Source organism: Jannaschia rubra (assembly GCF_001403735.1).
In the GTDB taxonomy this organism is placed as follows: domain Bacteria; phylum Pseudomonadota; class Alphaproteobacteria; order Rhodobacterales; family Rhodobacteraceae; genus Jannaschia; species Jannaschia rubra.
This window is the reverse complement of record NZ_CXPG01000016.1, coordinates 62,089-84,716: the sequence shown is the minus strand read 5'-3', so window position 1 is coordinate 84,716 and position 22,628 is coordinate 62,089. Positions and strand designations below refer to the sequence as shown.

The window sequence follows — 22,628 nt, the reverse complement described above, 5'->3', positions numbered from 1 at the left end:
TCAGCAGCCGCTCTACCCTGCGGGTCCATCCTCGGCAACAGGGGCCGATCGGGGCGGCCTGGCCGACCGGCATCGGTCCGAGCAATAGCGCACGGCCTCCCAGTCCCGCTGCCACTTCCGGCGCCAGACGAACGGACGGCCGCAGGCGGCGCAGATCTTCGTCGGCAGATCGCCCTTGCGAACCGTTTTCGCCATCGCTCCCCCCCTTGCACGCTCCGGACCATAGCGCCGGCCCGCCCGGTGGCCATTCCGGGGGGTGGCGGTCGCACGCCGCAGGCCCTAGCTTTGCCGCCAGACAGGAGCTCCCCATGCGCGACGCGACCCCCGAACAGACCCCCGAGACCGTCCATCTGGCCGACTACGCCCCCGTCCCGGTGACGGTGACGCATCTTGACGTGTCGTTCCAGCTCGATCCCAAAGCCACGCGCGTCAGCAGCCGCCTGACATGCAAGCGGCAAGGTCCGGGCGAGATGGTCCTGAACGGTGAAGGGCTGAAGACCCTGTCGGTCACGCTCGACGGCGTGCCGCTGGACGCGGACCGCCACACCCTCGGCGACCGGACGCTGACCCTGCACGACGCGCCTGACGAGTTCCTACTGGAGACGGTGGTCGAGATCGCTCCTGCCGACAACAAGGCGCTGTCGGGTCTTTACATGTCGAACGGAATGTATTGCACCCAGTGCGAGGCCGAGGGGTTCCGCCGGATCACATGGATGCTCGACCGACCCGACGTGATGGCGACCTACGATGTCGCCATCGACTCCGACCTGCCGGTCCTTCTGTCGAACGGCAACGAGCGGGCGGCGGGCGTCTGGCACGATCCCTGGCCCAAGCCCACCTATCTGTTCGCGCTGGTGGCGGGCGATCTGGTCGCCACATCCGACAGCTTTACCACGATGGAGGGGAAAGACGTCGCGCTGAACGTCTGGGTGCGGCCGGGCGACGAGGATCGGACCGCCTATGCCCTGGACGCGCTCAAGCGGTCGATGGCCTGGGACGAGGAGGTCTATGGTCGCGCCTATGACCTGTCGGTGTTCAACATCGTGGCGGTAGACGATTTCAACATGGGCGCGATGGAGAACAAGGGCCTCAACGTCTTCAACTCGCGCTATGTCCTCGCCTCGCCCGAGACGGCGACCGATGCGGACTATGCCAACATCGAACGGATCGTCGCGCACGAATATTTCCACAACTGGACAGGCAACCGCATCACCTGCCGCGACTGGTTCCAGCTGTGTCTGAAGGAAGGACTGACCGTCTTCCGCGATGAGCAATTCAGCCAGGATCAGCGCGGCTACGCCGTGCAGCGGATCGGCGACGTGATGAACCTGCGCGCCCGCCAGTTCCGCGAGGATGCGGGCCCCCTCGCGCATCCCGTCCGGCCTGAGAGCTTTGTCGAGATCAACAACTTTTACACTGCGACGGTCTACGAAAAGGGCGCCGAGGTGATCGGGATGCTTCGCACCCTGATCGGCGCGGAGGCGTGGGACCAGGGCGTCGCCCTCTATTTCGAGCGTCACGACGGCGAGGCCTGCACGATCGAGGATTGGCTCGCCGTGTTCGAGGAAGCGGCGGAGCGCGATCTGACGCAGTTCAAGCTGTGGTACTCGCAAGCCGGCACCCCGCGCGTCCGGGTGACGGAGCACTTCAGCGACGGCCTGTATCGCATTGACCTTGCACAATCCGTCCCGCCAACGCCGGGTCAGCCCGACAAGCAACCGATGGTCATTCCGCTGGCTTTCGGCCTGCTGGACCGAGAGGGCAACGAGATCCGTCCGACCGAGGTGCGCGAGCTGACCACGGCCGGCGACAGCCTGACGTTCGATCTGGCCGAAAAGCCGGTCCTGTCGATCCTCCGCGGCTTCTCCGCTCCGGTCATCCTCGAGTTCGACCGTCCCGATGCCGACCGTCTGACCCTGCTCGCGCATGACACCGACGCGTTCAGCCGGTGGGAAGCGGGGCGCGTCCTCGCCAAGGATCGCCTGATGCGCGCCATTTCGGAGGACGCGGAGTTCGACGCCGGATGGCTCGACGCCGTGGCGACCCTCGCGCAGGACGACAACGCCGAGCCGGCCTTCCGCGCCCTGGCGCTGGCCCTGCCGTCGGAGGACGACCTGGCCCAGTCGCTGCACGAGGCGGGCATCGTGCCCGACCCCGACCGCATTCACCTCACACGGCGCGCGGCGCAGATGGCCGTCGCGGAGCGTCTGGCCAACGCGCTGCCGGACCTGCGCGCGGCGATGGCCACCCCCGGCGCCTACTCCCCTGCCGCCGAAGACGCGGGCAAGCGCGCGCTGTCGGCCAGCCTGCTGAAGTTGCAGACCATGCGCGATGGCGGTGCTGCGGCACGCCGGGTCTACGACACGGCGGACAACATGACCGACAGGATGGCCGCCTTCGCCTGCCTGCTCGACGTGGGCGACCCCGACGTCGCGGCGCAGTTCGAGGCGGATTGGTCCCATGACCGGCTGGTGATGGACAAGTGGTTCATGGCGCAGGTCGCACACGCCACCCCTGTCGATGCCGTGGGCGTGGCGGAGCGGCTGACCAAGCGCGCGGACTTCGACCCATCGAACCCCAACCGCTTCCGCGCGCTGATCGGCGGCCTGACTACCGGCAACCCGGCGGGCTTTCACCGGGCGGACGGCAGCGGCTATGCCTTCGTGACGGACTGGCTGCTGAGGCTCGACCCGTCGAACCCGCAGACCGCCGCGCGCATGTCCACCGCCTTCGACAGCTGGCGCCGCTATGACGCCGACCGTCAGGCCCTCGTCCGCGAACAACTCGACCGGATGGCGGCCGCCGATCCGAGCCGCGATCTGGCGGAGATGGTCGCCCGAATGCGGGCGGCCTAGGCCGGCGGCGATCTGCCTTTGGGCCGGGACAGGGTGCAGAACGCGGTGGAAACCCCCGCGCTGTCGCTATATCTCACTCCTTATACAGTCGGCGCCGCCGTGGCACCGCGCCCGCAGACCGGTGAGGAAGCGCCATGCGCGACCGTCTCGACCCGCTGATCGCCGAACGCGCCCCGTGGCTGTTCGAGCCCACGCTTTCGGCACGGACCGCGCGAGCCGGGCTGAACCGGATCCTGGCCTATGAGCGGTGCGTCGAGATCGGGACGCATTACCTCGACCTGCCGGTGGACCGGATCATGGCCGACCTTGCCCGCCGCATCGCCCGACGGGTCACGGCGACCGGCCTCGAACATATCCCCCAGTCGGGCCCCGCGCTGATCGTGGCGAACCATCCCACGGGCATTGCCGACGGGATCATCCTTCACGACCGGATCCTGCAACGGCGCCCCGACGCGTTCTATTACGCCAACAGTGACATCCTGCGCGTGCTGCCGCAGTTTTCCGACATCATCGTCCCCGTCGAATGGCGCGAGGACAGGCGCACCGTCACCAAGACGCGCGAGACGATGCAACTGACCCGCACCGCGTTGGAAGCCGGGCGCATCGGCGTGATCTTCCCGTCCGGCCGGCTGGCAAAGCGTCGCGGCCTGCGTCTGCATGAGCGTCCATGGATGGCTTCGGCGGCGATGATCGCGCGCAAGTTCGACCTCCCGGTGGTGCCGTTGCACATCCGGGCGCGCAACTCGGCGATGTTCTACACCTTCGACGCGCTGCACCCCACGCTTCGCGACATCACCCTGTTCCACGAGACGCTGAACAAGGACGTGCAGCCCTATCACCTGACTTTCGGGCGCCCGATCGACGGCGCCAGCCTGCCGCGCGACGCAAACGAGGGAATCGCCGTGCTGCGCGATGCGACGCTGCGCCTCGGGTCCGAACGGCACGGCGAGATCAAGCTGACCGAAACGCGCCCCGGATGGCGCGGACGGGGTGCGCGGGCGGCCTGACGTCCAGGGCCTGACCCCCGGGGATCTAGACGCAAAACGCCGCCCCGGGTCAGGGGCGGCGTTTCTGCATCCGAAGGATGGTGCGGTCGAGAAGACTCGAACTTCCACGGGTGTTACCCCACAGCGACCTCAACGCTGCGCGTCTACCAATTCCGCCACGACCGCATCGCCTGCCGGATGACGCGCGAGATAACGAGGCGTCGCACGAAAGGAAAGAGGCTTTTTCGATCGAAGCGTCCATACCTCCGCCAACTCCGTAATTTGTCCCGTCGTCCCTTGGGTCGCAGTTCCGACCGGCTGCGCCTTGGCGTTAACCAGTTGTTAATAGTTCTTCCGACACCGGCCGAATCGTGGCATGGTTCTTTCATGAGGGAGCTTGCCGAAGACGTCGCCGACCTCGAACTGAGGTCCATGCTCTGCGATACGACGCGGGACATTGGGGGAGTCGTACGGGACTCGACCGCCGACATCGATGCCTCACCCTCCCTGCGCGACCCGCCGGAGCTGGATCCGCTGATGGGCGTCTGCCTTGCTGCGGCGGCGCTGGCGCCCTTTGCCCTCATCGCCGCGCTTGTTCTCTAGACCGCTTGTTCGCTTCGGTCGCCGTCTCTAGACCGAAGCCGATGCAACCCGACTGGATCACTTCGGACGCCCTCGTCCCCTATGCCGACGCCTTGCGGCAAATGGAGGCGCGCGTCGCCGCGATCCGGGCCGGCACGGCGAACGAGGCGATCTGGCTGCTGGAGCATCCGCCGCTCTATACCGCCGGAACCTCCGCCAGGGTCGCCGACCTGAAGGACCCCGACAGGTTTCCGGTGCATGAGGCGCGACGGGGCGGGCAATACACCTATCACGGGCCCGGCCAACGCGTCGCCTATGTGATGCTGGACGTCGGCGCACGGGGACGCGACGTCCGGGCCTTCGTCCAGGCGCTGGAGGGCTGGGTCATCGACGCGCTCGCCGAGTTCGGCCTGAAGGGCGAGATCCGCGACGGGCGCGTCGGCGTCTGGATTTCCCGCCCTGACCGCCCGCCCCTGCCCGACGGCACGGCGCGCGAGGACAAGATCGCCGCCATCGGCATCCGCCTGAGCCGCTGGATCAGCTATCACGGCCTGTCGATCAACGTGGAGCCGGACCTGTCGCATTTCGACGGCATCGTCCCCTGCGGCATCCGTGGCCATGGCGTCACCTCGCTCGTCGACCTGGGGCTGCCGGTGACGCTCGCCGATCTTGACGATGCGCTGAAACGGACGTTCGTTCAGCGCTTTCCCTGACCCGCCAGCGCGATGGCTGTCGACGGCTGGACGTCCGCTCGCGCGCGCCTGCGTCAATTTTCCCCGGCGGGATGCGCTCTTGTGCCGTTGCCCACCGCCGGAACGGGGGCTAGAACGGGATCCGAGAGGGTGCGCCCGCGTGTACCCGGACAGATTCGATTTTCACGTCACGGGAGCGACCGCATGGCCGACGCCGCACACACCGGACACGACGCGCACGGGAAGCCCGGCTTCTTCACGCGTTGGTTCATGTCCACCAACCACAAGGACATCGGGATCCTGTATCTGCTCGTCTCCGGACTGGCAGGCTTCGTCTCGGTCGCCTTCACCGTCTACATGCGGCTGGAGCTGATGGACCCCGGCGTCCAGTACATGTGCCTCGAAGGGGCGCGTCTGACGGCGGCCGCGGCGGGTGAGTGCACGCCGAACGGCCACCTCTGGAACGTGCTCATCACCGGCCACGGCATCCTGATGATGTTCTTCGTGGTCATTCCCGCGCTGTTCGGCGGTTTCGGAAACTATTTCATGCCGCTGCACATCGGCGCACCGGACATGGCGTTCCCGCGTCTCAACAACCTGTCGTTCTGGCTGTTCGTGGCGGGCACCACACTCGCCGTCGTGTCGGTCCTGGCGCCGGGCGGAAACGGTCAGGCCGGGTCGGGCATCGGCTGGGTCCTCTATCCGCCATTGTCGACCACCGAGGCGGGGCTTTCCACCGACATCGCCATCTTCGCCGTCCACGTCTCGGGCGCGTCGTCCATCCTGGGGTCGATCAATATCATCACCACCTTCCTGAACATGCGCGCGCCGGGCATGACCCTTCACAAGGTGCCGCTGTTCGCCTGGTCGATCTTCGTGACCGCCTGGATGATCCTTCTCGCCCTGCCCGTGCTGGCCGGCGCGATCACCATGCTGCTGACCGACCGTAACTTCGGCACGACGTTCTTCGATCCGGCCGGCGGTGGCGACCCGGTGCTCTACCAGCACATCCTGTGGTTCTTCGGTCATCCGGAGGTCTACATCGTCATCCTGCCCGCCTTCGGCATCGTCAGCCACGTCGTCTCGACCTTCTCGAAGAAGCCGATCTTCGGTTATCTGCCGATGGTCTATGCCATGATCGCCATTGGCGCGCTCGGCTTCGTCGTCTGGGCGCATCACATGTACACCGTGGGCATGTCACTCTCGCAGCAGTCGTATTTCATGGTCGCGACCATGATCATCGCGGTGCCGACGGGGGTGAAGATCTTCTCGTGGATCGCAACGATGTGGGGCGGCTCGATCGACTTCAAGACGCCAATGCTGTTCGCCGTCGGCTTCATCTTCCTGTTCACCGTGGGCGGCGTGACCGGCGTCGTTCTGGCGCAGGCCGGCATCGACCGGGCCTATCACGACACCTACTACGTCGTCGCGCACTTCCACTATGTGATGTCGCTGGGCGCCGTATTCGGCATCTTCGCCGGCATCTACTACTGGATCGGCAAGATGTCGGGCCGCCAGTATCCCGAATGGGCCGGCAAGCTGCACTTCTGGGTGTTCTTCATCGGTGCGAACCTGACGTTCTTCCCGCAGCACTTCCTCGGCCGTCAGGGCATGCCACGCCGCTACATCGACTATCCCGACGCCTTCGCGCTCTGGAATCATGTGTCGAGCTGGGGTGCCTTCATCTCCTTCGCGTCGTTCCTGTTCTTCATCGGCGTCATCTTCTACACGATCTTCGCCGGCAAGAAAGTCGCGGCCCCGGCCTATTGGGGAGAACATGCCGACACCCTGGAATGGACCCTGTCCAACCCACCGCCGGAGCATACGTTCGAACAGCTTCCCACGCGTGAGATGTGGGACAGGCATCCGCATAACTGATGCCCTACAAGGTCCTCACCGACCTGCAGCAGGCCCCCGCATCGCCGGGGGCCTTCCTGTTTCAGGTGCAACTCTGGCCGCACCAGTCGCTGACCGGAACGGGGTTCGTCTGGGTCATGGGCCTGTTCTTCGGGCTGATCAGTCTGCCCCTCATCGCGCTGGTCGGAACCGTGGTGATGTGGGGGATCCTGCCGTTCGCCATGGGAGCTGTCGCTCTTTTGTGGCTGTCATTGCACCGGAACTGGCGCGACCGCGACATCCTCGAGACGTTCAGCCTGACCCCCGACGCCGCCATGCTCGTCCGCCGCGACCCCGACGGGACGGAGCGGGCGTGGAAGGCCAATCCTTACTGGGTGCGTGTCGAACGTCACGAGAAGGTCGGACAGGTCGAGGATTACCTGACCCTGACGGGGGGTGAGCGTGTGGTGGAACTCGGCGCATTCCTCACCCCGGAGGAACGGCGTGCGCTGGAGGGTCGTCTCCTCGTCGCGTTGAGCCGGGCCAAGGCCCCCTGACCGGCGGGCCGGTTCAGAACGGCAGCGGCGACCCATCGTATTCGAAGAACTCGCCCGATCGGTCCATGTCCAGCTCCGCGAACCGGTCCCAAAGGCCCCTCGCAGACGTGACGGTGTCGACGGACGCGGACCCGCCGCCCATGTCGGTCCGCACCCAACCGGGGTGGTAGACGCCGACCGCGATGCCCCGGTCGCGCAGGGCGACCGACAGCGACAGACCCAGGTTCGCGACGGCCGCTTTCGACGCACGATAGGCCAGCCCGTTCCCGCCCGCGCGCGCCGAAGATCCCATCTGCGATCCGATGATGGCCACCCGCGCACCGGGACGCAGGTTCTTCAACTGCGCCTGCACCGTCAGGAACACGCCAGTCACATTCGTCGCGAAGGTCCGCGTCAGTGCATCCGCGGTCAGCGTCTCGACCGTCATCGCCCGGTCGATGAAGATGCCGGCGTTGCACACCAGCAGGTCGAGCAGCCCGACCTTCGCCGCGACCCGGGCCTGCGCCGCAGCATCGGTCACGTCCAGTTGCAGCCCGTCGCCCGTCCGCGTCGTACCGAAAATATCATGACCACGGGCCCGCCCCTCCGCCATCAGTGCCGCGCCGATACCGCGCGCCGCCCCGGTAACGAGCGTCCGCATCAGTTCGCCCGCGATTTCGGCAGGAACGGCAGCGGCGCCACCGGCACGCCGTCTCGCAGCAGGTCGCGGACCTCGGCAGCATTGGCCTCGCCATAGATGGGGCGGTCAGGAACTTCACCGTCATGGATCGCCCGCGCCTCCTGCGCGAAACGGCCGCCGACATAGGTGGCCTCCGCCTCGACCTTGCGGCGCAGGGCCGCGATCTTCTTCTCGACCTCCGACGCGGGCGCGGACAGGCCTCCCACGCGGGGGGCCATCATCGTCTTCTGCACATCGGTGGAACCGCAGACGGAACATTCGACCCGTCTTCCCGCGGCCAGATCGTCGAAGGCGTCGGCCGACCGGAACCAGCCATCGAAGGCGTGGCCATCGGCGCATTTGAGGGAGTATCGGATCATCGGCGTTCCGGTGGTTGGGCAAATCAATCTAGGGACTTTCCCGTTCCGCGCAACAGGTCCGACCCTTGATGCGGACGGCAGGACCGCTATCGTTACGGGATGCGCGCGCTTCTGGCCCTTCTGATGACCGCCCTTCCCGCCGCTGCCTTCGAATTCGAGGCGATCGACGGCGGCACGATCGACCTGGACGATCTGAGGGGGCGCGCGGTGCTCGTGGTCAATACCGCTTCGCTCTGCGCTTTCACCGGCCAATATGCCGACCTGCAGACGCTGCAGGATCGCTATGGCCGCGCCGGCCTCACGGTGATCGCAGTTCCGTCGAACGATTTCCGGCAGGAGTTGGACACGGAGGACGAGGTCGCGCGCTTCTGTGAGGTCACCTATGATCTGACGCTTCCCCTGACCTCGATTACGCAAGTCACGGGTGCGGACGCGCATCCGTTCTATCGCTGGCTCGCCACGACCCACGGCCGTACGCCGCGCTGGAACTTCAACAAGGCGCTTCTGGGACCGGACGGTGCGCTGGTCGCGTTCGAGGGTTCGGGCATCGGTCCCCTGTCGCCGCGCTTCGTCGCCGTCGTCGAAGGCGCGCTCCCCTGACCCTGGGACCGCTTCTGTTCGGGTCGGAAATCTATCGCGGGTCCAGCTATGGCGGCTGGCATCCATTGCGCGTGCCGCGCGTATCCACGGTGCTGGACCTATCGCGCGCCCTGGGATGGCTGCCGCCCGACCGGTTCCGCGTCTCGCCCCGCGCCAAGCCCGCCGCATTGGCCACGTGGCACACCCCTGACTATCTGGCCGCGCTGGAGGCTGCGGAACGTGCCGGAGCCGTCGACCCCCCGACGCGCGACCGTCATGGCCTCGGGACCGCGTCGAACCCGGTCTTCCCCGAGATGTTCCGCCGCCCCGCCACCGGCGCCGGCGCCTCGCTTCTGGCGGGCGAGATGCTGGCCGGCGGCGGGCGCATCCACAACCCCGGCGGCGGGACGCATCATGGAATGCCCGACCGCGCAAACGGGTTCTGTTACCTCAACGATGCGGTGCTGGGCATCCTGTCGCTGCGTCGCAACGGCGCACCGCGCGTGGCCTATGTCGACATCGATGCGCATCACATGGACGGGGTCGAGCATGCGTTTGCCGAGAACCCTGACGTCCTGCTCATTTCAACACATGAGGAGCGGCGCTGGCCCTTCACCGGCCATCTGCACGACGCGGGCCTGGGTGAGGTGTTCAACCTGCCCCTGCCGCGCGGGTTGAACGATGACGAGATGGCGCTGGCCCGCGACCGGCTGATCCTGCCCGCCGTGGAAGCCTTTGCCCCCGATGCCATCGTCCTGCAATGCGGCGCCGATGCCGTCGAGGAGGACCCGCTGTCGCGCCTTTCGCTCTCGAACAATGCGCATCTCGACATGCTGCGCGCGCTGCTGCCGCTTGCCCCGCGCTTTTTGCTGCTGGGCGGGGGCGGCTACAACCCCTGGTCGGTGGGGCGGCTCTGGACCGGGGCATGGGCCGTGCTGTCCGGGCAGGACATTCCCGACCGCCTGCCGCCCGAGGCCGAGCAGGTGCTGCGGGGCCTGCGGTTCGACGGCAACTCGCGCGGGCGCAATCCGCCGGACCACTGGTTCACGGCCCTGCGCGATACCGCCCGCCTCGGCCCCGTCAAGCCAGAGGTGACGGACCGCGTGGCCAGCCTCTCGGCCAGGATCGGGGCGATACCCGGGCGGTGGCTCTAGCGCCGCTCGAAAGGGCCGAGCCTCTCCCAATCGAAGGTGACGCCGATGCCGGGCACGTCCGGCGCGACGGCCCGTGCGTCTTCGACCACCAGCGGACGGGTGGTGTAGCGGTCGATGGGAAAGCTGTGCACCTCGATCAACCCGGCGTTCGGTTGGGCCGACACGAGCGAGACGTGCAACTCCTGCATCCCGTGGCTGCACACCGGCAGGCCGGCCTCCCGACACATGCCGGCCACGCGCAGCCACCCGGTAATGCCGCCGCAGTTGCTCGCGTCGGGCTGCATATAGGACAGGTGCGACCGGGCCAGCGCATATCCGAACTCATGCTCCGTGTGCAGGTTCTCGCCCATGGCCAGAGGGCAGCCGGTCGCCGCGTGAATGCGCGCATAGGCGTCGTAATCGTCGGGGATTACCGGCTCCTCGAACCAGAGGATGTCGTGGTCCATGAACCCCTTGGCCGCGTCGATGGCCTGCGTTTCGGTCAGGGAGTAGTTCGCATCCACCATGAAGGCCCGGTCCGGCCCGATCAGGTCACGCACGGCAGCGGCGCGCGCCTGATCGTCCGCACGGCCCACCTTGATCTTCACACCGTCGAAGCCGCGCTCCAGATATCCCTCGACCGACTTCAGCAGCTTCGGCAGGTCGAACCCCAGGTCGATCCCGCCGGCATAGGCCCGGCACCTGTCGGACGTACCCCCGGCCATGGCCACCAGCGAGCGTTCCGACCGGCGGCCGCGAATGTCCCATAGGGCAATGTCCACGGCAGAGATCGCGAAGGAAGCGATGCCGCCCCGCGCGACATAGTGGACATGCCATTGCATCGCGTCGTGCAGCGCCTCCGGCTCGGCCACCTGCCCCGTCAGCATCGGCGCCAGATCGTCGCGTATCATGGCGAGGATCGCGGTGCCGCCCTTGCCGCCTGTATAGGTGTACCCTGTCCCCTCCACACCGTCGGAGGTGCGGATGGTACAGGTGACGAGCTGGAAATGCGTATGGTCGCCGTGCTTCGCATCGACCAGAACCTCGTCCAGGGGCACGTCGAACAGACGCGCCCCGACCGAGACGATCAGAGGTTCCGACATTCGGGAACCGGCGTCTTCACCGTTCCTTCCTTGAGCCACTGGGTCAGGTTCTCGACCACCAGATCGCCCATCGCCTGCCGCGTCTCATGCGTGGCGGATGCGACGTGGGGCGTGAGGACGACGTTATCCCTCGACTTGAGCGCGTCGGGGATCTTCGGCTCCTCCTCGAAGACATCGAGGCCCGCGCCCGCGATGGTCCCGTCCTGCAAGGCCTTGACCAGCGCCGCCTCGTCCACCACGGACCCACGCGCCACGTTGAAGAACAGCCCGTCGGCACCGAGGCCCCCGAGGACATCGACATCGACGATGTGATGGGTGGACGGGCCGCCGGGGGTGATCGCGACCAGAACCTCGACCGCTTCGGCCAGCTTCAGGGGGCTGTCGTGATAAGTGTAGTCGACGTCCTTCTTCGAGCGGGAGTGATAGTGGATTTCCGCTCCGAACGCCTCGCAGCGGTCGGCGATGGTCTGGCCGATCCGCCCCAGCCCCAGGATACCCACGCGCCGGTTCTGCACCGACCGCGTCAGAGGAAAGCTCCCGTCCCGCTCCCAGTCGCCCGACCGCGCATGGCGGTCGGCGGGGATCAGGCTGCGCGAGACGGCGAGCCAAAGCATGACGAAGGTATTGGCCACCTCGTCGTTCAGCACGTCGGGCGTATGCGCCACGAGGATGCCGCGAGCGGCGCAGGCACCGGCGTCGATGGCGTCGTAGCCCACGCCATAGCTGCTGACGACCTTGAGGTTCGGGGTCGCGGCGAAGACGTCGTCGGGCACACCCCAATGGCCGTTGGTCAGGATTGCCGGATAATCTGCCCCATGCTCGCGCAGGAACGCGTCGCGGTCGTCCTGCGCGAACAGCACGTCGACGTCGAAATGCGGCGACAGGGCGTCGTGCATCCGGTCGGTGATGTCCCCGATCTGGAGAAGCTTCGCCTTACTCATCGGCCCGCACCTCCTGCCGCTGGGTTCCCAGCCCGTCGATGGCAAGCTCCATCACGTCGCCCGTCTTGAGATAGACCGGCTCCGGCTTCATCCCCATGCCGACCCCCGGCGGGGTGCCGGTGCTGATGACGTCGCCGGGGTGAAGGGTCATGAGCTGGCTCAGGTGGCTGATGCACTGCGCGACAGTGAAGATCATGGTCGAGGTGTTGCCGGTCTGCATCCGCTTGCCGTTCACGTCGCAGGACATGGCAAGGTTCTGCGGGTCGCCTACCTCGTCCCGCGTCACGAGCCAAGGGCCGATGGGGCCGAAGGTGTCGCAGCTTTTTCCCTTGGTCCACTGGCCGGTCAGCTGCGTCTGGAAATGCCGCTCGGACACGTCGTTGACGATGCAATAGCCCGCGACGTAGTCGAGCGCCTCCTCCTCGGTGACGTATTTGCACGGCTTGCCGATCACGACGCCCAATTCGACTTCCCAGTCGGTATGCGTCGACCCGCGCGGCATCACCACGTCGTCGTTCGGGCCCACAACGGCGCTGGTCGCCTTGTGGAACAGGATCGGATGCTCGGGGATCGCCGCGCCGGTTTCGGCCGCGTGGTCGGAGTAGTTCAGCCCGATGCACAGGAACTTGCCGATCCCGGTGACGCAGGGGCCGTAGCGGACCGGATGGTCGATCAGCGGCAGCTTCATCGGGTCGAGCTTGGACAGGATGTCGAGCGACAGGTCCGTCAGCGCCTCGTGCCCGATGTCCGCGATCTCGTCGGACAGGTCGCGCAGGTCGCCATTGTGGTCGATCATGCCGGGACGTTCCTCGCCCGGTTCACCAAAGCGGCAGAGCTTCATTCCGTATCTCCTTGTTGTTCAATGGTTGTCGCGGGACGTACCCTTCTGCGCAGTGCCGCGATAGGCGTCGGCCCCGCGCAGGATCATGCCCTCGGACAGCGGACCCACCCGTTCGCGGAAGATTTCCTGCCAGGGTGTCTCGCTATCTGGCGTGAAGGGGCGGTCGGGCAAGGCGGCGCGGCGCGCCTCCAGTTCGGCGTCGTCCACCAGCATGTCCACCGTGCCCCGGCGCAGGTCGATGCGGATCCGGTCGCCGGTCCGCACCAGCGCCAGCCCGCCACCCGCCGCCGCCTCGGGCGAGGCGTTGAGGATGCTGGGGCTGCCGGATGTGCCCGACTGCCGCCCGTCGCCGATGCAAGGCAGCGCGGTGATGCCTTTTCGCAGCAGGTACGACGGCGGCCGCATGTTCACCACCTCGGCCGCGCCGGGGTAGCCGATGGGCCCGACGCCGCGCATGATGAGGATGCAGTTTTCATCTATTCCAAGGGCTTCGTCGTCGATCTTCAAGTGATAATCTTCCGGCCCATCGAATACGACCGCCCGCCCCTCGAAGGCTTCGGGATCATCCAGGTTGGAAAGATAGCGGTCGCGGAACTCGGGACTGATGACCGAGGTCTTCATGATGGCGCTGTCGAACAGGTTGCCCTTGAGGTTCAGGAACCCGGCTTCCGCCATCATCGGCTGATCGACGCGGTGGATGACCTCGGGCTGATGGCTGCGGGTTTCGCCGCAGTTGTCACCGATGGTCCGCCCGTTCGCAGTCATCGCGCGGGGGTGGGGCAGCATCTTGGCGGCCATCAATTCGGCCACAACGGCCGGCACACCGCCCGCGTGATAGTAGTCTTCGCCCAGATATTCACCCGCCGGCTGAAGGTTCACCAGAAGCGGCACCTTGTGCCCCAACCTCTGCCAGTCGTCGTTGTCGAGCGGCACGCCCAGATGACGCGCCACGGCGTTCAGGTGGATCGGCGCATTGGTCGAGCCGCCGATGGCGGAGTTCACCACGACGGCGTTCTCGAAGGCTTCGCGCGTCATGATGTCGGTGGGCTTCATGTCCTCATGCACCATCTCGACGATCCGCTGCCCCGTCTGGTAGCTGATCTGCCCGCGCTGGCGATAGGGCGCGGGAATGGCCGCGCTGCCGGGCAGTTGCATGCCCAGCGCCTCCGCGAGCGAGTTCATGGTCGAGGCGGTGCCCATGGTGTTGCAATAGCCGACGGAGGAGGTGGAGGATGCGACGATCTCCATGAAACCGGCGTCGTCGATCTCGCCCGCCGCGTGCAGTTCGCGGGCCTTCCAGACGATGGTGCCCGACCCGGTGCGGACGCCCTTGAACCAGCCGTTCAGCATCGGCCCGACCGACAGGGCGATGGCCGGGATGTTCACCGTCGCCGCCGCCATCAGAAGCGCGGGCGTGGTCTTGTCGCAGCCGATCATCAGCACCACGCCATCGACCGGATAGCCGTTCAACGTCTCGACCAGCGACAGATAGGCAAGGTTGCGGTCGAGCGACGCGGTCGGCCGCTTGCCCGTCTCCTGAATCGGATGGACCGGGATCTCCATCGGAACCCCGCCCTGCGAGATGATCCCGTCGCGCACCCGCTTGGCCAGTTCAAGATGGTGGCGATTGCAGGGGCTCAGGTCGCTGCCGGTCTGGGCGATGGCGATGATGGGCTTGTTGCCCTGCAACTCCTCCCGCGTCAGGCCGTAGTTGAGATAGCGCTCCAGATAGAGTGCGGTCATCTCGCGGTTGTCCGGGTTGTCGAACCACAGGCGGGAGCGGAGCTTGGTCATGGCATGTCCTCTCGGGGTGTCAGGCGACGGTGGGCGTGGCGGTCACTGGCCCGACCAGCCGCCGTCGATGATGTGGGGGTGACCGGTCGTGAAGGCCGATTCGTCGGACGCGAGGTAGGTGACCAGCGCCGCGATTTCCGTAGCCGTCGCGACTCGGCCCATCGGTTGCCGCGATACGAACTGCTCCATCGCCTTGTCCCGGCTGCCGAGCTGCTTGCCCAGCGCGTCGACCCGATCGAGCCAGGACGGCGATTCCACCGTTCCGGGGCAGATTGCGTTGCAGCGGATGCCCTGCTTTATGTAGTCGATCGCGACCGACTTTGTCAGCCCGATGACCGCCGCCTTGGTCGTGCCATAGACGAAGCGGTTGGGCGCACCCATCACCGACGAACAGGCGGACGACATGTTGACGATGGAGCCGCCGCCGCGCTTCAGCATGACCGGGAGCGTCGCGCGGATCGTGCGGAACATGGCCGTGACGTTCAGGTCGAAAGCGAAATCCCATTCCTCATCGGTCGCATCCAGCACCGTGCCGTGATGGACGAACCCCGCGCAGTTGAACAGGATGTCGGGCTGCGCCCGGTCCACCCCCGCGCGCACGCTGGCATCGTCGCGCACGTCGAGCGTCAGCACCTCGCAATCGAGGCCGGACAGAAGGTCGGGATTGACGTCGGAGGCGAAGACCTCGGCTCCTTCGGCCACGAACATTTCGGCCGTGGCCCGGCCGATGCCCTGCCCCGCGGCGGTGATCAGGGCGCGCTTGCCCTTCAGTCGATCGGTCATCGTAGTCTCCCGCTGATGATCGGCCCGCTTGTGTCCGGGGCCGGTGTGTTCCTAGTGTCGGCGCAAAGATGGAGGGACGCATGACCAGCTTGGCGCTTTTGGGGACGGGTCTTATGGGAGGGCCGATGGCCCGCAACCTGCTGGCGGCTGGGCATGACCTGACGGTCTGGAACCGCTCGCGCGACAAGGCCGCGCCCCTCGCCGACGCGGGCGCCACCGTCGCGGACACGCCGGCCGAGGCCGTCGCGGGGGTCGACATCGTGATCTCGATGCTGTCCGACGGGCCTGCCTCCGACGCCGTCCAGAAGGACGCGATCGACGCCATGGCGGATGGCACGATCTGGGTCGAGATGGGGTCGATCAAACCAGAAGAAGCGCGCGCCCACGCCGAACGCTTCGCCAAGCGCGGCATCGGCTATGTCGATGCGCCGGTGTCGGGCGGCACCAAGGGGGCGGAGGCCGGCACGTTGGCGATCATGGCGGGGGGCGAGGCCGACGCCTTCGACCGCGTGCGCGACGTGCTTTCCGCGATGGGGCGCCCGGTGCATGTCGGACCGGTTGGCACGGGGCAGCTCTCCAAGCTTGCCAACCAGGCGATCGTCGGCTGCGCTATCGGGGCCGTGGCCGAGGCAATGCTGCTGCTGCAAAAGGGCGGTGCCGATCCGGCCGCCGTCCGCGACGCCCTGAAGGGTGGGTTCGCCGACAGCATCGTCCTGCAACAGCACGGCGCGCGGATGACCGAGGGTGACTTCGCTCCCGGCGGGCTGACGAAGTTCCAGATCAAGGACCTCGACAACGTGCTGACCGAGGCCGCGTCGCTGTCGCTTCATCTGCCGACGGTCGAGGCGATCACCGACCGCTTCAAGCGGCTGCGCGACGAGATGGGCGGCGGCGACATGGACCATTCTGCCCTGTTTCTTGAGCTGAAGGACCGCAACGGCCTGACATGACGTCCGTGCCATCACAGGTGCCGCTTCTGATGGTCGTGGATGGCCTGCCGGAGCGGCCCTTCGGCACCGGACAGCGCGGCATCCAGGATGGCCTGATGCTCGGCCACGATGCGGTGCAGGAAATCGGGGGCATAGGCCTCCTCCAACCCGACGATCTGCTGGCGGAACTGCATGTAGACGCTTGCATAGGTCTCGATCAGCAGGGGCATCCCGCAGTCCGAGATCAGCGTCTCGTGGAACGCGCGCTCGGCATCGGACCAGAGCGGCAGAAGCGCGCCGACCCGGCCCTGCCGACCGATCTCTCGCTCGATATGGCTCAGCGAATGATGCGCCGCCGTCAGCCGCGCCTCCCATGCGAGGCCGCCGCGCGCCATCGACGCCACCGCACCCTCCTGCTCCAGCAGCACGCGAAAGCGCGCCACGTCGGACCGCCGCTCCGCGCTGACGCGGCGGGCCCGGAAGCCGCGCTGGATCTCGAACTCGACCAACCCGACCTTGGACAGTTGCAGCAGGACGTCACGGACGGTGTTGGCCGAACAGCCGTATTCATGCTGAAGGGCGGAGGGCATCAGCTTCGCGCCCGGCGCGAACCCGGCCGTCATCAGCCGCCGTTGCAGGTCGGCGTAGATGTCGGGCGTGCCGACACGTTGCTCGATCCGGCTGTCGGGCATGGCTACTCCTCCCCCGAATTTTGATATTCCGCCGGATAGCGCGCTGTCCACATATTTTCATTTTTTTCTTGCGCGGTCACGATTCCCGGCTACGCTTCCGGCACGCGCTCCCGGGTGGGAGGTCCGGGAACGGACCCCGAGGGGCGGGACACGACACAATGGGAGGATGACCATGAAAACGCTTACGCTGGGGATGGCTGCCGGAACCGCGCTGCTTGCCACCACCGCCATGGCGCAGCAGACGACGCTGCGCATCCAGTCGCACTACAACCCCGAACAGACGAGCGGGAAGCTGGCGCAGCAGTTCGTCGACAACGTCGAGACCATGTCCAACGGCGAGATCGACATCGAGCTGTTCTTCTCCTCCTCCGTCGTCAAGACGGTGGAGACGTTCGACGCGGCCGCCACGGGCATCCTCGACTGCGACTTCACCGGAGGCGCCTATCAGACCGGCAAGAACCCCGCGTTCCAGTTCGTGGGCGACATCATGGGCGGCTACGATACGCCCTATCAGCAGTTGTCGTGGCTCTACTACGGCGGCGGGCTGGAGGCCGCGCAGGAACTTTATAACCAGTACGACATGCAGCTCGTCGGCTGGTGGATCTACGGTCAGGAGAGCCTGTCGTCCAAGAAGCCCATCGCGGGCATCGAAGACCTCCAGAACTGGAAGTTCCGCTCCCCGCCGGGGATGGAGACCAAGATCTTCGAGAAGCTCGGCGCCTCGCCCATCGTGATGGACTTCACCGAGGTCTTCACCGCGCTGGAAACGGGCATCATCGACGCCACGGACTATTCCGGCCTCGCCAACAACGAGAGCATCGGTCTTTATGACCTCGTGAAGTTCGCCAACTACCCCGGCTTCCATTCGATGCCGTCGGACCACCTGGCCTGCAACAAGGCCGTCTGGGACGGGATGCCCGAACATCACCGCGCGATCATGTCCACCGCGATGGAGAGCCTCGCCCTCCGCACCGCGCTTCAGTTCGAGAAGCTGAACGCCGAGGCCGCCGCGCGTCTGCGCCAGAACGGCGTGACGCTGAGCAATTGGAGCGACGAGGACAAGCAGGCGTTCCGCGACGCGGCGCAGGCGACCTGGCCCGAGTTCGCCACGACGCCCGAAGCCGAGGCGCTGGTCGAAAGCCACCTCGCCTACCTGAGCGATCTGGGCCTCGTGTCCGACAAGTAAGCTCACCTCCGGCGCGGGACCGTCCCGCGCCGGAGCCGCCGTTTGCCGCCCCTGCCCGCGACGCGAGGTCCGAGATGAGCCAGACGCCTTCGCCCACACCCGTCGAGACGAGCGCTGATGCCGGCGCCGCGGTCTATCGCCCCGGCGCGGTCGAAATCGTCGTGCCGATCCTGTTCATCCTGGCGTTCGGCTGGGTCGTCTGGAACGGGCCGGCCTATCTGATGGCGCTGCGCGCGCCGGGGCCCGAGGTGGATGCGTTGGCCCGCCGGTACGGCGCGCCGAACATGTTCGACTGGCTGGCGGTGCTGGCATCGGTCGCGTTGTTCGTGATCGGCGTCGCCACGGCACGCCGCGCCCCGTCGGAATGGCAGGACTGGGGGCTGTTCGACCGGGTGTCGGTCTTCATCGGCCGCATCACCATGGTGATGATCGTCGGCCTGGTGGCCGTGATGACGTTCGAGGTGGTCGCCCGCTACGTGTTCGAGCGCCCGACCCTCTGGGCCAACGAGATGTCGCTCTGGCTCGCCGGGTTCATCTTCCTGCTCGCCGGGCTCTACGCGATGCAGCAGCGCAGCCACATCCGCATCTTTATCCTCTACGACCTCATGCCGCGCTGGATGCAGCGGGTCTGCGACACGACCTCGACCGCACTGATCTGTCTGTTCGCCTTTGCCCTGTTCTACGGCGCCTGGGGCGAGGCCAGCCAGAAGTTCCTGCGGTGGGAGACGTTCGGCACCGCCTTCGACCCCCCCATCCCCGCGACGATCAAGCCGATGGTGCTGGTGGTGGTCACCCTGGTGGCCATCCAGGCCATCGCCAACCTGATCCGCGACTGGAACGCCGTGCCGGTGATCCACACCGCCGCCGACGACATCGACCCCGAGGAGCTGGAACGGCTTCGCCGGCAGGTCGGGTCTGACTAGAAACCCGGAAGGGAGCGAACGGAATGGACGTCGGAACCATCTCTCTGGTGCTGCTTGTCGCGCTGATGCTGCTTCTGGCCATCGGGATGCCGCTGGGCATGGCATCGGCCATCCTTGCGGTTCTCGTCCTCGTCATGAAGTTCGAGCCGAACCTGCTGACCGCGCCTTGGGAATTCGGCGAAGGCATCCTGACCGGGCGCTTCGGGACGGGTCCGCTCAACATTCTCGCGCAGAAGATCTACGGGCTGCTTACCGACTACGTCCTGATCTCGATTCCCCTGTTCATCTTCATGGCCGCGCTTCTGGAACGCTCGGGCATCGCCAAGGACATGTATTCCTCCCTCAACGTCTGGATGAGCCGGATGCGCGGCGGCATCGCCATCGTGACGTCGATCATGGCGGTCATCATGGCGGCCATGTCGGGCATCATCGGGGGCGAGGTCGTCCTACTGGGCCTGATCGCGCTGCCGCAGATGCTCCGGTTGGGGTATGACCAGAACCTCGCCATCGGCACGATCTGCGCGTCAGGGTCGCTGGGCACGATGATCCCGCCGTCCATCGTCCTCATCATTTACGGCCTCATCACCGAGACGTCGATCAAGGCGCTGTTCACGGCGGCCTTCGTGCCCGGGTTCATGCTGGCGTCGTTCATCATCGTCTACATCATCATCCGTACCCAGATGAACCCCTCGCTCGCCCCCCTGCCCCCACCCGGTCCGAACGATCCGCCCAGCCGCGAAAAGGGCGCGCTGTTCGCCGCCTTCCTGTCCATCCTGGGTGCCGGCTTCTCGACCGCGCTGTTCGTGCGGGCCGCTTTCTTCACCGTCACGGGCCAGAACGTCGCAATCGAGAACGTCGATCCCATCGCCTACGGCGAACCGCGCCATGCGCTGATCTTCGGCATCGCGGCGGTCGTGTTCCTGGGCCTGATCTTCTTCGCCTTCGGTCGCGCCCGCTCCGCCCGCGCCTGGTCGATGGGCAAGGGATTGGTCGCGCCCATCGTCGTCATCGGCGTCGTGCTCGGGTCGATCTACGGCGGCATCTCGGGCATCACCGAAGCGGCCGCCATGGGCGTGGTCGCCGTCTTCGTCATCTCGATCCTGCGGGGCGAGGCGTCGGTGGAACTGGTCTGGGACAGCCTGATGCGGACCCTGAAATCCACGGGCACGATCATCTGGGTCACCATCGGCGCGGCGACGCTGGCCGGGGCCTACACCATCGCCGGGGGGCCGACCTATGTGGCGAACCTGATCGTCTCGGCCGACCTTCCGACCATGGGCATCATGCTGGTGATGATGCTGATCCTGCTGTTCATGGGCGCCTTCATGGACTGGGTCGGCATCGTCCTCCTCATCATCCCCGTCTTCCTGCCCATCGTGCAGCGCCTGCCGATCGAGGAGATCGGGTTCCTCGGCTCGCCCAGCCCGCAGCACCTTTCGGTCTGGTTCGGGGTGCTCTTCTGCATGAACATGCAGGTCAGCTTCCTGTCGCCGCCCTTTGGCCCGGCGGCGTTCTACCTGAAATCCGTGGCGCCGCCGCATATTTCCTTGACCGACATCTTCAAAGGGTTCCTGCCCTTCATCTGCATCCAGCTCTGCGCGCTCTCCGTCCTGCTGATCTGGCCCCCCATCGTCGAACTGCTGCTCGACTGACCCCGCGAGTCCCCCATGCACCACACCATCAGACTGAGCCCGCGCGACAACGTCGTCACCGCAACACGGCCGCTGGAGGCGGGAACGACCGTCGACGGCGTGGCGACGGCGACGCTGATCCCCTCGGGGCACAAGATCGCCATCGCGCCCATAGCGCGTGGCGAAGCGATCCTTAAATACGGTCAGGTCATCGGCTATGCCAGCGGCGACGTGGCACCCGGCGACCATGTCCATACGCAGAACTGCGCCTTCGCGGCGACCGACCACGCCTATGAATTCGGCACCGATCTGCGGCCCGTTGCCCCCGCAGCGGGCGACACCTTCATGGGTTATCAGCGCGACAACGGCGACGTCGGGACGCGGAACTACGTCGCCATCGTCACCTCGGTGAACTGTTCGGCAACGGCGGCGCGGCGTATCGCGGATGCCTTCGGCCCGGAGGAGCTGGCCGCCTATCCCAACGTCGATGGCGTCTGCGCCTTCGTCCACGGCACCGGCTGCGGCATGGCGGGCGACGGGGACGGGTTCGAAGCGTTGCAGCGCGTCATGTGGGGCTATGCCCGCCATCCGAACCACGCCGCCGTCCTGATGGTCGGGCTGGGATGCGAGATGAACCAGATCGACTGGCTGCTCGACGCCTGGGGCCTGAAGCAGGGGCCGACGTTCCAGACGATGAACATCCAGAACGTCGCCGGCCTGCGCCGCACGGTCGAGCTTGGCATCGAGAAGGTCCGCGCCATGCTGCCCATCGCCAACGAGGCCCGGCGGACGCCCTGCCCCGCGTCGAAGCTGAAGGTGGCGCTGCAATGCGGCGGGTCGGATGCCTGGTCGGGGATCACGGCGAACCCCGCGCTCGGCCATGCCTGCGACCTTCTGGTCGCGCAGGGCGGCACGGGCGTCCTGGCCGAGACGCCCGAGATCTATGGCGCCGAACACCTGTTGACCCGCCGCGCTGCCACGCGCGAGGTGGGCGACCGGCTCGTTGGTCTGATCGACTGGTGGGAGGATTATACCCGCCGGAACAAGGGCTCCATGGACAACAACCCGAGCCCCGGCAACAAGAAGGGCGGGCTGACGACCATTCTTGAAAAGTCGCTCGGCGCGGCAGCCAAGGGGGGGACGACACCCCTGACCGGGGTCTACAGATACGCCGAACAGGTGACGGCCAAGGGCTTCACCTTCATGGATTCCCCCGGATACGACCCCGCCTCCGTCACGGGCCAGATCGCGGGCGGGTGCCAGATCGTGTGCTTCACCACCGGGCGCGGGTCGGCTTTCGGATCGAAGCCGGCGCCGACGATCAAGGTGGCGACCAACCAGACGCTGTTCGACCGGATGCCGGAGGACATGGACGTCAACGCAGGCGATATCCTGACGGGCGGCAGCACGGTCGAGGAAAAGGGGCGCGAGATCTACGAAATGTTCCTGCGCGTCGCTTCGGGCGAGGCGACGAAGTCCGAGGCACAGGGGTTGGGCGACCATGAATTCGTGCCTTGGCAGATCGGCGCGGTGATGTGACGGCCACA

Annotated in this window: 22 protein-coding genes and 1 tRNA gene; 13 read left to right on the top strand and 10 right to left on the bottom strand. The window is 66.6% G+C overall.

Annotated features, from left to right (window positions below; genetic code table 11):
- Positions 1-12: 12 nt before the first annotated feature.
- Positions 13-195 carry a DUF2256 domain-containing protein gene (locus JAN5088_RS18240; RefSeq protein ID WP_074962547.1) on the bottom strand — a complete coding sequence of 61 codons (183 nt, stop codon included), beginning with the start codon at positions 193-195 and terminating at the stop codon, positions 13-15.
- Positions 196-308: 113 nt separating this feature from the next.
- Between JAN5088_RS18240 and pepN the strand changes: the two genes are divergently transcribed.
- Positions 309-2,855: an aminopeptidase N gene (gene pepN, locus JAN5088_RS08255; RefSeq protein WP_055682351.1), complete on the top strand. Its 2,547-nt coding sequence runs from the start codon at positions 309-311 to the stop codon at positions 2,853-2,855.
- 134 nt (positions 2,856-2,989) lie between these two features.
- Positions 2,990-3,862: a 1-acyl-sn-glycerol-3-phosphate acyltransferase gene (locus tag JAN5088_RS08250; RefSeq protein ID WP_055682350.1), complete on the top strand. Its 873-nt coding sequence runs from the start codon at positions 2,990-2,992 to the stop codon at positions 3,860-3,862.
- A 78-nt stretch (positions 3,863-3,940) separates the two neighbouring features.
- Here the strand turns inward: JAN5088_RS08250 and JAN5088_RS08245 are convergent.
- Positions 3,941-4,027 (bottom strand) — tRNA-Leu (locus JAN5088_RS08245).
- A gap of 201 nt (positions 4,028-4,228) precedes the next feature.
- On the opposite strand from JAN5088_RS08245, the gene JAN5088_RS08240 reads away from it, so the two are divergent.
- The 4 genes from JAN5088_RS08240 to JAN5088_RS08225 all read left to right on the top strand — a co-directional run bounded on the left by JAN5088_RS08240 (position 4,229) and on the right by JAN5088_RS08225 (position 7,508).
- On the top strand, positions 4,229-4,444 hold the full coding sequence (locus JAN5088_RS08240) for a hypothetical protein (protein ID WP_055682349.1): 216 nt from the start codon (positions 4,229-4,231) through the stop codon (positions 4,442-4,444).
- A 41-nt stretch (positions 4,445-4,485) separates the two neighbouring features.
- Entirely contained in the window at positions 4,486-5,136 is a 651-nt protein-coding gene (lipB, locus tag JAN5088_RS08235) for a lipoyl(octanoyl) transferase LipB (RefSeq protein ID WP_055682348.1), read from the top strand.
- 183 nt (positions 5,137-5,319) lie between these two features.
- On the top strand, positions 5,320-6,993 hold the full coding sequence (gene ctaD, locus JAN5088_RS08230; protein ID WP_055682347.1) for a cytochrome c oxidase subunit I: 1,674 nt from the start codon (positions 5,320-5,322) through the stop codon (positions 6,991-6,993).
- A complete protein-coding gene (locus tag JAN5088_RS08225; RefSeq protein WP_055682346.1) occupies positions 6,993-7,508 on the top strand; it encodes a DUF2244 domain-containing protein in 516 nt (171 codons plus the stop codon). Before ctaD ends, JAN5088_RS08225 begins: the two co-directional genes overlap by 1 nt.
- 13 nt (positions 7,509-7,521) lie before the next feature.
- Here the strand turns inward: JAN5088_RS08225 and JAN5088_RS08220 are convergent, their stop codons facing one another.
- Both JAN5088_RS08220 and JAN5088_RS08215 read right to left on the bottom strand, forming a co-directional pair.
- Positions 7,522-8,148, bottom strand: a complete 627-nt coding sequence (locus JAN5088_RS08220) for an SDR family NAD(P)-dependent oxidoreductase (RefSeq protein WP_055682345.1) — start codon at positions 8,146-8,148, stop codon at positions 7,522-7,524.
- A complete protein-coding gene (locus JAN5088_RS08215; RefSeq protein ID WP_055682344.1) occupies positions 8,148-8,546 on the bottom strand; it encodes a DUF1178 family protein in 399 nt (132 codons plus the stop codon). Before JAN5088_RS08215 ends, JAN5088_RS08220 begins: the two co-directional genes overlap by 1 nt.
- Before the next feature lie 99 nt (positions 8,547-8,645).
- Here JAN5088_RS08215 and JAN5088_RS08210 point away from each other — a divergent pair, with 99 nt between their 5' ends.
- Together JAN5088_RS08210 and JAN5088_RS08205 are read left to right on the top strand one after the other, a co-directional pair.
- Positions 8,646-9,146: a glutathione peroxidase gene (locus tag JAN5088_RS08210; protein ID WP_055682343.1), complete on the top strand. Its 501-nt coding sequence runs from the start codon at positions 8,646-8,648 to the stop codon at positions 9,144-9,146.
- Between the two features lie 2 nt (positions 9,147-9,148).
- Positions 9,149-10,279: an acetoin utilization protein AcuC gene (locus JAN5088_RS08205; protein ID WP_055682342.1), complete on the top strand. Its 1,131-nt coding sequence runs from the start codon at positions 9,149-9,151 to the stop codon at positions 10,277-10,279.
- Here the strand turns inward: JAN5088_RS08205 and JAN5088_RS08200 are convergent.
- From JAN5088_RS08200 to JAN5088_RS08180, 5 genes are read right to left on the bottom strand one after another with little or no spacing between them, the layout of a single operon-like run.
- Positions 10,276-11,361 (bottom strand): mandelate racemase/muconate lactonizing enzyme family protein, encoded by a 1,086-nt coding sequence (locus JAN5088_RS08200; protein ID WP_055682341.1) that lies wholly within the window; start codon positions 11,359-11,361, stop codon positions 10,276-10,278. The two genes, JAN5088_RS08205 and JAN5088_RS08200, sit on opposite strands and share 4 nt — an antisense overlap.
- Positions 11,346-12,302 (bottom strand): 2-hydroxyacid dehydrogenase, encoded by a 957-nt coding sequence (locus JAN5088_RS08195; RefSeq protein WP_074962549.1) that lies wholly within the window; start codon positions 12,300-12,302, stop codon positions 11,346-11,348. The genes JAN5088_RS08200 and JAN5088_RS08195 overlap by 16 nt, the downstream gene beginning before the upstream one ends.
- The gene (locus tag JAN5088_RS08190; protein ID WP_055682340.1) at positions 12,295-13,143 is read right to left on the bottom strand and encodes a fumarylacetoacetate hydrolase family protein; all 849 of its coding nucleotides are present in this window, start codon (positions 13,141-13,143) and stop codon (positions 12,295-12,297) included. Before JAN5088_RS08190 ends, JAN5088_RS08195 begins: the two co-directional genes overlap by 8 nt.
- 18 nt (positions 13,144-13,161) lie before the next feature.
- On the bottom strand, positions 13,162-14,937 hold the full coding sequence (locus JAN5088_RS08185) for an IlvD/Edd family dehydratase (RefSeq protein WP_055682339.1): 1,776 nt from the start codon (positions 14,935-14,937) through the stop codon (positions 13,162-13,164).
- 42 nt (positions 14,938-14,979) lie between these two features.
- Positions 14,980-15,720: an SDR family oxidoreductase gene (locus tag JAN5088_RS08180; RefSeq protein WP_055682338.1), complete on the bottom strand. Its 741-nt coding sequence runs from the start codon at positions 15,718-15,720 to the stop codon at positions 14,980-14,982.
- Positions 15,721-15,788: 68 nt separating this feature from the next.
- Here JAN5088_RS08180 and JAN5088_RS08175 point away from each other — a divergent pair, with 68 nt between their 5' ends.
- On the top strand, positions 15,789-16,670 hold the full coding sequence (locus JAN5088_RS08175) for an NAD(P)-dependent oxidoreductase (RefSeq protein WP_055682337.1): 882 nt from the start codon (positions 15,789-15,791) through the stop codon (positions 16,668-16,670).
- An 11-nt stretch (positions 16,671-16,681) separates the two neighbouring features.
- Here the strand turns inward: JAN5088_RS08175 and JAN5088_RS08170 are convergent, their stop codons facing one another.
- On the bottom strand, positions 16,682-17,341 hold the full coding sequence (locus JAN5088_RS08170; RefSeq protein WP_055682336.1) for a GntR family transcriptional regulator: 660 nt from the start codon (positions 17,339-17,341) through the stop codon (positions 16,682-16,684).
- Positions 17,342-17,507: 166 nt separating this feature from the next.
- On the opposite strand from JAN5088_RS08170, the gene JAN5088_RS08165 reads away from it, so the two are divergent.
- The 4 genes from JAN5088_RS08165 (at position 17,508) to JAN5088_RS08150 (ending at position 22,620) form a co-directional block, all read left to right on the top strand.
- Positions 17,508-18,527: a TRAP transporter substrate-binding protein gene (locus JAN5088_RS08165; protein WP_055682335.1), complete on the top strand. Its 1,020-nt coding sequence runs from the start codon at positions 17,508-17,510 to the stop codon at positions 18,525-18,527.
- 74 nt (positions 18,528-18,601) lie between these two features.
- A complete protein-coding gene (locus JAN5088_RS08160) occupies positions 18,602-19,450 on the top strand; it encodes a TRAP transporter small permease subunit (RefSeq protein WP_233489742.1) in 849 nt (282 codons plus the stop codon).
- 23 nt (positions 19,451-19,473) lie between these two features.
- The gene (locus JAN5088_RS08155) at positions 19,474-21,102 is read left to right on the top strand and encodes a TRAP transporter large permease (RefSeq protein WP_055682334.1); all 1,629 of its coding nucleotides are present in this window, start codon (positions 19,474-19,476) and stop codon (positions 21,100-21,102) included.
- Positions 21,103-21,117: 15 nt separating this feature from the next.
- Entirely contained in the window at positions 21,118-22,620 is a 1,503-nt protein-coding gene (locus JAN5088_RS08150) for a UxaA family hydrolase (protein ID WP_055682333.1), read from the top strand.
- The last annotated feature ends 8 nt before the right edge of the window (positions 22,621-22,628 follow it).

Coding starts and splice junctions, on each gene's coding strand:
- JAN5088_RS18240 (WP_074962547.1), bottom strand. CDS start 195: ATGGCGAAAACGGTTCGCAAGGGCGATCTGCCGACGAAGATCTGCGCC.
- pepN (WP_055682351.1), top strand. CDS start 309: ATGCGCGACGCGACCCCCGAACAGACCCCCGAGACCGTCCATCTGGCC.
- JAN5088_RS08250 (WP_055682350.1), top strand. CDS start 2,990: ATGCGCGACCGTCTCGACCCGCTGATCGCCGAACGCGCCCCGTGGCTG.
- JAN5088_RS08240 (WP_055682349.1), top strand. CDS start 4,229: ATGAGGGAGCTTGCCGAAGACGTCGCCGACCTCGAACTGAGGTCCATG.
- lipB (WP_055682348.1), top strand. CDS start 4,486: ATGCAACCCGACTGGATCACTTCGGACGCCCTCGTCCCCTATGCCGAC.
- ctaD (WP_055682347.1), top strand. CDS start 5,320: ATGGCCGACGCCGCACACACCGGACACGACGCGCACGGGAAGCCCGGC.
- JAN5088_RS08225 (WP_055682346.1), top strand. CDS start 6,993: ATGCCCTACAAGGTCCTCACCGACCTGCAGCAGGCCCCCGCATCGCCG.
- JAN5088_RS08220 (WP_055682345.1), bottom strand. CDS start 8,148: ATGCGGACGCTCGTTACCGGGGCGGCGCGCGGTATCGGCGCGGCACTG.
- JAN5088_RS08215 (WP_055682344.1), bottom strand. CDS start 8,546: ATGATCCGATACTCCCTCAAATGCGCCGATGGCCACGCCTTCGATGGC.
- JAN5088_RS08210 (WP_055682343.1), top strand. CDS start 8,646: ATGCGCGCGCTTCTGGCCCTTCTGATGACCGCCCTTCCCGCCGCTGCC.
- JAN5088_RS08200 (WP_055682341.1), bottom strand. CDS start 11,361: ATGTCGGAACCTCTGATCGTCTCGGTCGGGGCGCGTCTGTTCGACGTG.
- JAN5088_RS08195 (WP_074962549.1), bottom strand. CDS start 12,302: ATGAGTAAGGCGAAGCTTCTCCAGATCGGGGACATCACCGACCGGATG.
- JAN5088_RS08190 (WP_055682340.1), bottom strand. CDS start 13,143: ATGAAGCTCTGCCGCTTTGGTGAACCGGGCGAGGAACGTCCCGGCATG.
- JAN5088_RS08185 (WP_055682339.1), bottom strand. CDS start 14,937: ATGACCAAGCTCCGCTCCCGCCTGTGGTTCGACAACCCGGACAACCGC.
- JAN5088_RS08180 (WP_055682338.1), bottom strand. CDS start 15,720: ATGACCGATCGACTGAAGGGCAAGCGCGCCCTGATCACCGCCGCGGGG.
- JAN5088_RS08175 (WP_055682337.1), top strand. CDS start 15,789: ATGGAGGGACGCATGACCAGCTTGGCGCTTTTGGGGACGGGTCTTATG.
- JAN5088_RS08170 (WP_055682336.1), bottom strand. CDS start 17,341: ATGCCCGACAGCCGGATCGAGCAACGTGTCGGCACGCCCGACATCTAC.
- JAN5088_RS08165 (WP_055682335.1), top strand. CDS start 17,508: ATGACCATGAAAACGCTTACGCTGGGGATGGCTGCCGGAACCGCGCTG.
- JAN5088_RS08160 (WP_233489742.1), top strand. CDS start 18,602: ATGAGCCAGACGCCTTCGCCCACACCCGTCGAGACGAGCGCTGATGCC.
- JAN5088_RS08155 (WP_055682334.1), top strand. CDS start 19,474: ATGGACGTCGGAACCATCTCTCTGGTGCTGCTTGTCGCGCTGATGCTG.
- JAN5088_RS08150 (WP_055682333.1), top strand. CDS start 21,118: ATGCACCACACCATCAGACTGAGCCCGCGCGACAACGTCGTCACCGCA.